Annotated in this window: 9 protein-coding genes; 3 read left to right on the forward strand and 6 right to left on the reverse strand. The window is 39.1% G+C overall.

Features of this window, described 5'->3' with window-relative positions; all coding sequences use genetic code 11:
* Positions 1 to 6: 6 nt before the first annotated feature.
* Positions 7 to 2,109 (reverse strand): sigma 54-interacting transcriptional regulator, encoded by a 2,103-nt coding sequence (locus V6C17_RS15135; RefSeq protein WP_333523422.1) that lies wholly within the window; start codon positions 2,107 to 2,109, stop codon positions 7 to 9.
* Between the two features lie 206 nt (positions 2,110 to 2,315).
* Between V6C17_RS15135 and V6C17_RS15140 the strand changes: the two genes are divergently transcribed.
* Together V6C17_RS15140 and V6C17_RS15145 are read left to right on the forward strand one after the other, a co-directional pair.
* Entirely contained in the window at positions 2,316 to 3,863 is a 1,548-nt protein-coding gene (locus tag V6C17_RS15140) for an FMN-binding glutamate synthase family protein (protein ID WP_333523423.1), read from the forward strand.
* A gap of 47 nt (positions 3,864 to 3,910) precedes the next feature.
* Positions 3,911 to 5,317 carry an FMN-binding glutamate synthase family protein gene (locus V6C17_RS15145; protein ID WP_333523424.1) on the forward strand — a complete coding sequence of 469 codons (1,407 nt, stop codon included), beginning with the start codon at positions 3,911 to 3,913 and terminating at the stop codon, positions 5,315 to 5,317.
* 45 nt (positions 5,318 to 5,362) lie between these two features.
* Here V6C17_RS15145 and V6C17_RS15150 read toward each other — a convergent pair whose 3' ends face one another.
* The 3 genes from V6C17_RS15150 to V6C17_RS15160 all read right to left on the reverse strand — a co-directional run bounded on the left by V6C17_RS15150 (position 5,363) and on the right by V6C17_RS15160 (position 7,816).
* Entirely contained in the window at positions 5,363 to 6,841 is a 1,479-nt protein-coding gene (locus V6C17_RS15150) for a cbb3-type cytochrome c oxidase subunit I (RefSeq protein WP_333523425.1), read from the reverse strand.
* Positions 6,842 to 6,868: 27 nt separating this feature from the next.
* Positions 6,869 to 7,276 carry a c-type cytochrome gene (locus V6C17_RS15155; protein WP_333523426.1) on the reverse strand — a complete coding sequence of 136 codons (408 nt, stop codon included), beginning with the start codon at positions 7,274 to 7,276 and terminating at the stop codon, positions 6,869 to 6,871.
* A 207-nt stretch (positions 7,277 to 7,483) separates the two neighbouring features.
* Entirely contained in the window at positions 7,484 to 7,816 is a 333-nt protein-coding gene (locus V6C17_RS15160; RefSeq protein WP_333523427.1) for a DUF4870 domain-containing protein, read from the reverse strand.
* 214 nt (positions 7,817 to 8,030) lie between these two features.
* Between V6C17_RS15160 and V6C17_RS15165 the strand changes: the two genes are divergently transcribed.
* Positions 8,031 to 8,513, forward strand: coding sequence for a CarD family transcriptional regulator (locus V6C17_RS15165; RefSeq protein ID WP_333523428.1), 483 nt, complete (start codon positions 8,031 to 8,033; stop codon positions 8,511 to 8,513).
* A gap of 75 nt (positions 8,514 to 8,588) precedes the next feature.
* On the opposite strand, the gene V6C17_RS15170 is transcribed toward V6C17_RS15165, so the two are convergent.
* Together V6C17_RS15170 and V6C17_RS15175 are read right to left on the reverse strand one after the other, a co-directional pair.
* Complete coding sequence (locus V6C17_RS15170) at positions 8,589 to 10,037, reverse strand: DEAD/DEAH box helicase (protein WP_333523429.1); 1,449 nt, start codon at positions 10,035 to 10,037, stop codon at positions 8,589 to 8,591.
* A gap of 24 nt (positions 10,038 to 10,061) precedes the next feature.
* A complete protein-coding gene (locus tag V6C17_RS15175; RefSeq protein WP_333523430.1) occupies positions 10,062 to 12,272 on the reverse strand; it encodes a HelD family protein in 2,211 nt (736 codons plus the stop codon).
* Positions 12,273 to 12,289: the final 17 nt, after the last annotated feature.

Consider the following 12,289-nt stretch of genomic DNA (forward strand, 5'->3'; position numbering starts at 1 on the left):
AACATCTCAAGTTATCTGTTTTTCGTTGATAGTTTTTACCAAGTTGATACTTTTTCCCAATGACACATCCTTAGTAATACCATAGCGTCGAGCTTTAGCAGCTACCGTTTTATGGGTCAAACCGAGGGCTTTTGCAGCAGCATTATAACTAGAATACTCCTGCAGTGCTGCTGAAATAATTTGTTTTTCGTACTCATCCCAGCGCAAAATCGGATTAGGCACTGTTGATTGATTTACTCCGCAATTATCCTTTACAAAACTATTTTCACAATCAGTTTTATCTCTTAAATATGATGGTAAATCTTCTGCTGTTAGATAAATTCCTTCCGAGAGAATAACCATTTGCTCAATTACATTTTCTAGTTCACGCACATTCCCAGGCCAATGATATGCCATCATTTCATATAGCGTATTACCAGTAATAACTCTGCCAGGCTTTCTTTCTTGAGTGCTGACCTTATCTAAAAAATGGTCTACTAAAAGCGGAATATCAGCAATTCTATCTCTTAATGGCGGGAGTACAATAGGGATTACATTTAACCGGTAATAGAGGTCTTCGCGAAACATATCATCATTTATCATCTTTTCCAGATTACGACTAGTAGCAGCTATGATTCTGGCATCAACTTTTATTACTGTTTCACCACCAACCCGTGAAAACTCTTTTTGCTGCAAAACTCTAAGAAGTTTTGCTTGCATAGCTTTACTCAGATCACCAATTTCGTCAAGAAAGATAGTACCTTTATCGGCTAAACTGAACTTTCCTGGTTTTTGTCTGATCGCCCCAGTAAACGCACCTTTTTCGTGACCAAACAATTCACTTTCCAATAAATTTTCGGGAATGGCAGCACAATTAACTCTGATAAAGGGTGCCGCAGCACGGCTGCTCGCCTTATGAATACCTTCAGCAATTAATTCTTTGCCTGTACCGCTCTCACCTCGAATAAGGACTGTTGCGGCACTATCTGCCGCTTTAGCGGCGATGGCTAGGATTTCACGTACTTTGCCGCTATTGCCAATAAAATTACAAAAGGGTGCTGGTTTTTTCGCCCGCCGCAGCTCTTGTTCTAAATATTCAGCTTTAGCCGACACCTTGCTCAATTTATCCATAAGCTTGTGAACTTCTGTGACATTTTTTATTACTGAAACTACACCTGTGACTTCGCCATCCACAACAATTGGGCTTACGTTAGCAATGACAGTCAAGCCGACAGGCTTGTTCACTATGGCGCCAACTACAGGCTTACCGGTAGTTAGCACCATGGTTCGAGTTCCAGTAGGTGATAAATACCGTACATCCTGGCCGATAATCTCCTCGTATGGCTGGCCAACAAGATCAAGATAAGCTTGATTAACATAGGTAATACAGCCATTTTTATCAACTACACAAATTCCATCTTGAACCGATTCTAGAACAAGTTGAAGACGTTCCTTCAGTTCTTTTACTGCCTTTAATTCGTCAACAATTGCTTCTATAGCCGATATATCTTCAAAAACAGCCATAGCCCCATACACTATTTCATCAGCTATAAGCGGCGTACGATTAGTTATAATGCTCGAGCTCCCAGTAATCTGACGGCATCCTAATTCAGCTTGGCGAGTTTGTGCAACAATATGAAGTCGCGAGCCTGGAATTACATCTTGTGCCCTTCGTCCAACTATCGAACTAGCATCTAGGCCTAGAATTCGCGCCGCAGCCGGATTAAAGACAGTAATTGTATCATTAGCGTCAGTGACAATTAGACCATTTGCCATACTTGCGAATATCTGTCCAGAAGTAACAGCATTATCTTGCAGCAAAATATCGACTTGGTTAATTGTTTTGGCATCTGTCATGATAAAATCACTTTCTAGAAATGCAACCATTTCAGCAGTTCCAGCATCAGCTCCTGGACCTGATGCTTCTACCCATATTATGTCGCCTTGTTTTATTTTAAGAGCAACTAGTGGCATTAGATTGACTGCCTGTTCAATACCTCCGCTTTTACGAAGGAAAAGCCTAATTTGCCACTTTTTTTCTATATCAAAAGCCTTTTGCACGATCATGGCCGCCACACGAGCATGAACACCATTTGAGTGTACAATCCTCGCCTGTTTTTTTATATACAAAGCCACTCACCCTCTTTTTATATCTCACCTATTTTTTTCCATTATCATTCGCCTTTTATATTATTTTACCTCTATCTTGATAGAACTGTTTACAATGAATTTTGAGCTATGAGCCGAAATGGCTTAGGCTAGGCAGGTATCTTTAAGATTTAAAGTTCCATAATGAGGCATAATAAATAACAAAAAATAATTGAGGATATCAAGTAATGCAAATCATTATAACTAATTCTCAGCTACTGATAATTATTGGTTTAATAGCTATTATGATGATATCATCAGTAATATTTTTAGCTAAACCAGTTTTACGCTATATAGTCGGCCGCATCACTAATTCCGCAATGTCAAAGCTATTATCCGAAGAGTATGATCAAAACCTATCCGAACTGCTCCCTTCACTAAAACGTTTCTCTGTGCTGAATTTAATTGAGCTTAGTTTGCGGGCAGAAAGTGGTAAAGCATTAACCAGGCCGCTCGGTTCCCCAAAACACTACCTAGGTTATGATAATCTGATGTTCTCTCCTCGGCAAATGACTAGACTATCTTTACCCGAAAATACCCCAATAGATATGAGTGTGACACTCGGTCCAAATGCTGCCCAGCCTATGACAATTAGCATTCCGCTTATGATTGGCGCGATGGCCTATGGCTTGGCTCTTAGCGAAGAAGCTAAGATAGCTTTGGCTAGGGCTTCTAAAATCCTTCAGACAGCTACTTGTTCAGGCGAAGGTCCTTTTTTACCTGAAGAACCTCCAGAATCAGGTAGGTTTATTCTGCAAATTTGCCGTTGGTCTTGGGGAGCACGAACCGATACGCAAATTGCTTCCGCTGATATGTTAGAAGTTCAAATGGGGCAAGGAGCAGACCTTGGTACGGCACGCATTGAGGCTGCAGATTTAGAGGGCAGAGCTCAAATACTTGGCGGCTTAGAACCTGGAGAACCTGCCGTAGCCCTTCCCGCACCACCAGGAGTTCTTTCCCCTAAGGATTGGCCTGACTTTATAAAGGGATTGAGAAAGCGCGCTAATGGTATTCCAATAGCGCTTAAAATTATGGCAACAGACCGGCTTGAAGAAGAATTGGCTGTTGCCGTTGACCTGGGCTTTGATGCTGTTGTTATTGACGGTGCCGGCGGTGGGTCACACGCAACTGCTCCAATTAAGCAGGATGACTTCGGGATACCAAGCTTGTACGCTTTAGTTAGAGCTAAAAAATATCTTAAAGAAGCTCCGATTAGCATTATAATTTGCGGAGGTTATTTTACCCCAGGACAATGTCTAAAGGCACTAGCCTTAGGAGCTGATGCTATATATCTAGGAACAATTCCATTATTGGCTCTCGCTCATAATCAAACAACCAAAGTCACGCCCTGGGAACCACCTACAACTCTTGTATATTATAACTCGCCAACTAAAACCGAGCTTAACATCAATCAAGCTGCCACTAGTGCCGCCAACACCATAAAATCAATGGTTCTTGAAATGGAAGAGGCCATGAGAGCTTTAGGTAAATCCTCCTTAAGTGAACTTTGTCCTGACGATCTGGCTGCACTTGATGCTGAGACTGCGAGGATTACAGGGGTAAAACCAATAATTGATCGTCAGACGCCTAAACAACCAAAAAAGCAAGTTTATTCAAAACTAAGTGAATGCGAAAAACAGTTATGTAAAAAAAATCTTAAAGAATTAGAAATATCTATCGAAACCGCACGTGAGCTAACGAAAATAATGGAAAGCATGATAAAGAAACCCAACTAAATAGCCCATAAGATGAATATCTACAAATAGATATTGGGGATAACTTTATGCACATTATAATAACTGAATATCATTTGATTTGGTTTTTGATTATACTAACTATTATGTTAACAGCATCATGGTTTTTGGCTAAACCTATTTTACGTTATATCATAAATCGAATCTCAGATGATTCGATTTCAAAGCTATTAACTGAGGATTATGATCAAAACCTTGCCGAATTACTGCCTTCCTTAACACGACTTTCAACCTTGAATTTGATAGAAATGAGCTTACGAGCAGAAAAAGGAAAGATTATAACACGACCGCTTGGTTCTCCTAAGCATTTTCTTAACTTCGATAACCTGCTGTTCTCACCACGCCAAATGAGCAAACTAACTTTGCCTAATAACACCAAAATAGATATGAGTGCAGTTATTGGCCCAAATTCTAAGCAGCCACTTAGTATCAAAATTCCACTGATGATTGGCGCCATGTCCTACGGCTTGGGTCTTAGTGAGGAGGCTAAACTAGCCCTAGCTCGTTCATCAAGAACACTTCAAACAGCAACATGCTCAGGTGAAGGTCCTTTCCTAGCTGAAGAAGCCAAAGCAGCTGGAAAGTTTGTATTACAGATTTCCCGATGGTCTTGGGGCGCTAGAACTGATCAAGAAATAGCTGCCGCCGATATGCTCGAAGTTCAGATGGGCCAAGGTGCTGACCTTGGTACTGCCCGCATTGAAGCAAAAGATTTTGAAGGGAAAGCTCGCATACTTGCTGGCTTAGAACCTGGATCAGCTGCTATTTCCCTTCCAGCTCCGCCAGGTGTCGAGAGACCTGATGATTGGCCAATCTTCATGAAAAATCTACGCACAAGATCCAAGGGTATACCAATAGCTCTAAAAATTATGGCAACAAATCGCATTGAGGAAGAATTAGCCGTTGCAGTTAGTCTTGGTTTTGATGCTGTCGTAATTGACGGGGCTGAAGGCGGCTCGCATGGAACAGCGCCAATTAAGCAAGATGATTTTGGTATACCTAGTTTACCTGCTTTGATTAGGGCAAAAAACTATTTGAAAAACAGTAACATCAGTATTATCATCTCAGGTGGTTTTTTCACACCAGGACAGTGTCTTAAAGCATTGTGCTTAGGAGCTGATGCAATCTACCTTGGAACAGTGCCTTTATTGGCACTCGTGCATCGACAAATAGAAAAGGCGATTCCATGGGAACCACCTACAACTCTCGTATACTATAATTCACCGACAAAAACACAGCTTAATATTGACTTGGCTGCAAAGAGTGTATCCAATTCGCTAAAATCAATGGCTTTAGAAATGGAAGAGGCAATGAGGGCATTGGGGAAGTCATCTCTAGCTGAACTTGATCCAAGCGACTTGGTTGCACTTGATTCAAAAACTGCCGATATTACCGGGGTTAGATTTGTACTTGATCCACCTCAGAATAACCGCTAAGTTATTCTGAGGTGGATTTTCAGGCTTGCCTGGGTAATAGATTTTTCAACGGACTGATCTGTTTACTATTTCTTTTATTTTTTGGAGCAAAGCGGCAGCTTCTCTTTGTTTCTTAATTAAACTTTTAAAAAGGGTTAAAACAAGACGTTCTTTATAGTATCTATTATCACTTGCATAACAATTGTCGGTAAAAATACTCTTGAGTTGTGGCCAGATGCTCTTTAAAACAGCATAAGTTAAAATAGTACTGCCTGCCGAGTACATTAAACCACCTAATATTCGTATAGCAAGATACGGTTTAATAAGCGTGTTGGTATCCGCCGTACTCAGTCCAAAAACGTACCAACAATATGCTTGCAAACCTCCAGCAATCGTTAAACCTGCTGACATTGTTAGTAAACCTAGATTTAGCGAAAATATTGCTACGACACACCACTGATATAAAGTCTTACTTAGCGTAACTTTAGTAAAAAGAATATAGAAAGAAACCGCTAATACCAAAAAGCCAAAAACTCCAAATAAAGCGAGATGTGAGTGGGCCGATACTATATATGTACCGTGAATATAACGATTTATGGGCGGATACGCCATGAATAGACCCGTGAAACCGGCTCCAAATATATGATAAAACATGCTTGAACCAATTAGCATCAACGTAATTTTCTCATGATAGTTGAACTTACTAAAGCTTTCAAATTTTGTTGTTTGGAAAACGGCGTAAAGTAATACAATTGTCGGGATTATTTGTATGGCACTGAAAAATCCGCCAATCCATATCCATAATTCTGGTACGCCAATCCAATAGTAATGGTGACCAGTAGCTAATATTCCTCCTAGTGCCATAAAAGAAATATCGAGATATATAGCAGCCTCTGCTACTCTTCGGTCTGCTTTAGTCATATTTATTAGAAGTGCCGCAAGCACCCCTGTTCCCATTAACTCTAAAGTCATCTCTTCCCATAAGTGCACAACCAAATACTTCATCATTTCATCAATACTAGGATGATCATATGATACAATGTTGGGCAGATAAAATATTGCTAGCGTCAAGCTTCCTGCCAGCATACTAATAAGCGTAGCACGGCTTTTAGGCACGATTGAGTTTAAATAGGTACGAAACAGCATATACCCAAATATCAGAGTAGAACCAGCTAATAGTATCTTTAATGGCCAAACAGCTTCTAGATATTCTCTGCCATCATTAAAACCAAGCAGTAACGATCCTAGACTCATCCCAATAGTAGCTATTATCAGCCAAAAATTGAAATTGATATGTTTGACTATATATATCTCCTGTTTTGTTTCTTGACTAAAGAAAAAATATATTGCACCCATCATTCCAATAAGCGTCCAATATATGCTGATATTTAGATGAAAGGACCTACCTGCTGTAAAGTCGATAGGCAGACGTAGATCACTTAATACAAGTTCGATTGCTCCACCGTTCGCAACTATTCCCTGTAAGCCGAATAATAGAAAAGCTGCCAAAGCATATTTACAGCTTAAGTGCTGAGACCGAATCAACTAACAGCTCCCCTTTACAAAGGTCATTTATCGTATAGCATTGTTGTAAGCAGGCTCGGGCGGCCAGTCCAATGTATTAATAGAGTGTAAAAACTTTAAGTATGCTGACATATATTCAGATTCTTGACGAGTTAACTGCATATGTCTTGCATATTTTGCTCCCCCCAGTAATGGAGGGTTTGTAAAAAAGCTATTCAATGCTTCAGTTCCATATTTTTCATAAATATGCGTAATATCTCCACCATTGTATCCCCCATTACCAAATATCGTATGACATTCAATGCAAGCCTTCCGCTGAAATATCTTTTTACCTTCCGCGGCCTGTGAGCTGGGTTTCGAATCTGTTACAAAAGATATTGAATGGTAAACGAGCCCAGCAAATATAAGCAGAGAACCTAGCATACATAGCAAAAATCCTTTGAGACCAAAATTCATTGCCATAGCTCTCCTTAATAATCCAAAAGTTTCCTGGCAATCTTTATTGTTCACCCTTGTTTTACAATTTATTCCTATTGAAACATGGACATCTTTTATGAATCCAAGCGTAAAGTAATATAGTTAATAAGTCTCTCGTCGATTAAATAAAAGTTAGGCATAAAATCTTAGCGATTAAGATTCTATGCCTAACTTTTTGCAATAAACTTATTTATTTAAAACCTGTTTTTCGACAAGCTCACCAATAACTGGCAGCTTAAAACTATTGCCCTGATAAGCCTTTATCATGCAAACAATCCAAACAATAATTGCAGCAAGGCTAAAAATAAATGAAATTGCCCAGCCGAGGATAGGAATTATTGATAAAATTATATTAATAACAAATATTATAGAAAAGGTAATGATTGACTGTAATGCATGAAACTTAACAAACGTACTTTCCTTCTCCATCAAATAGAAGATAATGCCTGTTATTATACCGCCCAAGTAACATAAAAAACCGGCTACATTCTCTTCCATACCTGTTGAGCTCTTACCCACAACCCTTCCTCCAATCAACAATTAAAAGATTCTTAGTTTCAATATATTATATTTACTCTATATGTTTAGTGTTACATTATAAAGATTTTATTTTTCCAAAACTTCTCTCTACGTCTTATTGACACTACCCATACACCATGTTAAAATATCTGTTTATTGATTTTCCCTCTCAAATAGTGTATAATTATAATAAGAAGAAAAGGGGGGTGACCTCATGTTTCAGATAGGCGATAAGATTTTCTACCCGATGCAAGGCGGGTGTGTGATTGATGGTATTGAGGAAAAAGAAGTTCTTGGGGAAACAAGACTATATTATACTGTGAACATTCTTCACAGAAACATGCACGTGTCGATCCCCACTGACAAAATCGAGAGACTTGGCGTTCGTCGTGTTGTAAGTCAAGAACAATTAGATAATGTACTTGCTACTTTACACAATGGTGAAACTGATACATCTTGTAAAGATAACCAACGATATAGACGAGATGTAAGCAAACTAAAAACCGGTGATATTTACGAAGCGGCTGAAGTTATCCGCGACTTAGTTCGTATCAGTAACCGAAAAAAACTTGGAACAAACGAAAAGAACATGTTGGATAACGCTCGCCAAATTCTCATAAGTGAAGTAGTACTGGTTAAGGATATGGCTCTCGAACAAGCCGCCGACTTAGTAGACGATGTACTAAATGCAAAATAAAAAAACCTCCTGCGGTGCCTGTAACAGGCCTCAGGAGGTTTTTTTGTTGCCCAAGGTAATCAAATCGCCAAACTTTTACTGACTAATAACGGCAACCTTTTTAACAGTATGTTTCTTGCCTTTTATTTTGGTATTGCTGAGTTCCTCGATCACCATTTCACCCTTACCGGCTAGAATTTCAACATATGAACAAGTATCCTGCACATCAATAATACCAATTTGCTCTTTTGCAATCCCTGGTATACTGGTTAAAGCTCCGAGTATATCACCAGGTCTCATCTTTGATTTTTTTCCTGCATTTATACGTATCCTAGTAATTTCACTATTTAATTTATCATTTGTGACATTCTTTATATTGCCTCTTTTAAAGACCTTAAAGAGTTGCTTGCCTTTTTCAACGTCTTCGTCTGCGGGAGCTTCCTCTTTAGCGATTTTATAACCAATATACGCCTCTATTTCGGTTAAAAATCCAAGCTCTTCTTTAGTTAAGAAAGTAATTGCATCCCCTTCATTTCCGGCCCGCCCTGTTCTGCCGATGCGATGAATATAACTCTCATTATCCTGAGGTATATCATAATTTATAACAAGTGACACATTATCTACATGAATACCTCTAGCAGCTACATCAGTAGCAATTAAAAATTGAAAATCTCCATACTTAAATTTTTTGATTATTTCGAGGCGTTGCTTTTGTTCCATTCCACCATGCAAACCGCCGCACAAATACCCCTTGCTTTTCATTTTTTCAAGCAAGGTATCTACTCTTTCTCTTGTGCTGCAAAAAATAATACAGCTTTCGGGCCTTCTAGTATAGATAATCTTCTTTACTAGATTGAATTTATCAGCTTCCTCGACGACATAATACTGCTGATGAATTACTGTCGCGGCGGGCTTCTCAGACTCAACCTCTATCATTATCGGCTGCTTCATATATTGCAAGCATATCTCATGAACTCTCTCAGGCATAGTCGCAGAAAGCACCATCGTCACTCTATCACCTGGCAGTTTTTTAATTATCGATTCAACCTCATCAATAAAGCCCATATCCAACATTTTATCAGCTTCATCAAGAATTAAAAACTTAATCTCGGCCAAACTGATGTTTTCTCTTTCAATGTGATCTAAGGTCCTGCCAGGAGTCCCAACTATAACATGCACTCGCTGCCTTAATTCTCTTTTTTGCATCGCCATAGGCTGACCGCCATAAATGGCAGCGCACCTTATTTTTTTGAATCTGCCTATATTGAATATGTCTTGTCGTACCTGCACCGCCAACTCTCTTGTTGGCGTAAGTACTAGCGCCTGAGGATACCGTTCCTCCAAGTCCACCTTCTCGCAGATAGGAATTGCAAAAGCAGCAGTCTTGCCACTACCTGTATGCGCTCTTACTATTACATCTTTATCAGCGAAAGCCAAGGGCATAACCGCTTTTTGAACATCAGTAAATTCCGCGTAACCTAAGGCATCCAGAGCCTTTTGTAATTCTTCGCTAAGTGTGCTAATATCAATTTTTTTGCTATTCATATACAACCTCAAATATTATTTTGCCTAAGTTTCCTTAATCAGTTCTGTAAGCTTATCTATATACGTTATATACAAACCATGCATAGCACGGGACAATGCAACATACAAGAGTTTAGCATCAAATTCGTTATTGCGGAATTCTACGGATGATGCATTCCACAAGATAACAGCATCAAATTCTAAGCCTTTCGATAACGCTATAGGAAGCACTGAGATTCCGCCACTATAGCTGGCATCCTCACCAGTTACCAAGTGAATGTCACCTACTTGGGACTTTGCCGCCTCGAGCTGAATTTCATTATACACCGACACGCTTGTATCTTCTCGTTTAGTAAGAATACCGATACTTTTGCTGCCGCGGCTTTGAAATACTTTGACAGCATTAATTACTTTAGAAATACCCTCCTGCAAAGATTGCGCCTTATCAATCATTGGATTTTGTCCGATAGCATAAACCGGAATGGCAGGTGAATATCCAGCCGGCATTACACTGTTAAATAATTCTATGATTTCTCTGGCTGACCGATAGCTATGACGGATTTCCCGATATACTGTTCTATCATCGCCAAATACATCTTTTTGTAGTGCTTTCCAACTTTCAATACTACGGTAAGAATGTATACCCTGTGACATATCGCCCATAATTGTGAATGACCCATTCGCTGAAAGCATTTTTAATACAGCAAATTCGAGATTGTTCATATCTTGAGCCTCATCGACAACGATATGACTAAACTTTTGAAGATGCCGCCAACCATCTAAAAGATATTTCAGTGAGCAAAGCGGTGCTAAATCATCCCGCTCAATTTTGCCATCTCTTAAAATATTTAGAGTGCGATCTATAGCTGCTTGTAAATCATAATTCCTATTTTTAAAGGGTTTGAAGAGAGTTTTATCTTTAAAAACTCCTATGTAATCGTCAATTAAGTCAACCGTTTTCCACTTTTTTATTAGCCTTTCTAAAAAAACATCACCTTCAGCGCGATATTTTTCAACAACCGGATCAGTTTTTACAGTCCTTTGTTTTGATTGCATAACTTCTATATAGTTTCTAATCTGGAACCTGATGTATTGAAGCAATACCCGGACTCTTTCATTGTACGGCAGCTTAGCATCATTCAAAAACATATCAATCTGCTGCCGCGTACCAATTATAAGTTTATCATCAAACAGTTTAATATCTTCTAGTTTCAAGCAGAACTTCTTTATTTTCTTTGTTATATAGCCTTCCAATACTGTCTGAAAATCTGACGAACCCTTTATTCTGGCTGTACTTGATACGATTGCTTTCTCAGTCATAAGCCGGCGGTCATTGCTTAAAAACAGCTGCAGCCGTTCATCAGGTATTATTGTATAAGTCTGACCAATTATTAAAAATGCTAAATCAGACCAGACCATTTGCCGTACATCAGCGGCATCTATTTGCGGCAGTAATTCACTTATATAATCTAAGAATATTCGATTAGGAGCAATTATTATCATCTTGCTGGGGTCCATCTTTTCATTGTAGAGCAAGTATGACAATCTATGAAGCCCGACCGTACTCTTGCCAGAGCCCGCTACTCCCTGAATAATAACAATTTGATTAGGGGATTCGCGAATAATTTGATTTTGCTCATCTTGAATAGAAGTTATTATATCTTTAAGCTTTTCACCAGCACCTTTAAGCAGCCGATCTTGCAAAATAGGATCTGCCAACATAGCCTGCTGTACTGCTGAACCTTTTCCCTCAATATAGTCGTCAAAAAGCATTTGCAGCACACCGTCTTCAATTTTATAACGCCGTTTTAACCGCACATCACCACTATAGTGATAACGTCCTAATACTTCATAATTAGCACGCCCACCATGACATTCATAAAACACAGTTGCTACAGGGTCACGCCAATCAAACACTAATATATCCCGCGATTTCTCAATTTGAGGATGGGCAATTTTAGTTCTGCCAATATAAAAGCTCTCAAACTCAGTTTCGCCGTCTTCGCGAAAATCAACTCGGCCGAAATACGGGCTGTCCATAACAGCTTTTATATCACACATCTTAAATTCGTTATAATTTTTCATCATAGTATGAACATATGAACTTACTTCATCTTTAAGCAGCTGGGCGGACTGCATACGTCTAGTACGGTCAGCACTATCTCCTTCAAACTCTTGCAAAATCTGCTTCATTTCTTTAATTGTATCGTCTAAGTGTGACTTTTCTGCCGTATAGTCAGGATGCTCTTGTAACATTATTATCTCCTTTGCAA

It is taken from the genome of Dendrosporobacter sp. 1207_IL3150, assembly GCF_036763085.1.
Classification (GTDB): Bacteria; Bacillota; Negativicutes; order DSM-1736; family Dendrosporobacteraceae; genus JBAIYU01.

Bases quoted from the DNA above. Each gene is read 5' to 3' on its own strand.
- V6C17_RS15140 (WP_333523423.1), top strand. From the start codon at position 2,316: ATGCAAATCATTATAACTAATTCTCAGCTACTGATAATTATTGGTTTA.
- V6C17_RS15145 (WP_333523424.1), top strand. From the start codon at position 3,911: ATGCACATTATAATAACTGAATATCATTTGATTTGGTTTTTGATTATA.
- V6C17_RS15155 (WP_333523426.1), bottom strand. From the start codon at position 7,276: ATGAATTTTGGTCTCAAAGGATTTTTGCTATGTATGCTAGGTTCTCTG.
- V6C17_RS15165 (WP_333523428.1), top strand. From the start codon at position 8,031: ATGTTTCAGATAGGCGATAAGATTTTCTACCCGATGCAAGGCGGGTGT.
- V6C17_RS15170 (WP_333523429.1), bottom strand. From the start codon at position 10,037: ATGAATAGCAAAAAAATTGATATTAGCACACTTAGCGAAGAATTACAA.
- V6C17_RS15175 (WP_333523430.1), bottom strand. From the start codon at position 12,272: ATGTTACAAGAGCATCCTGACTATACGGCAGAAAAGTCACACTTAGAC.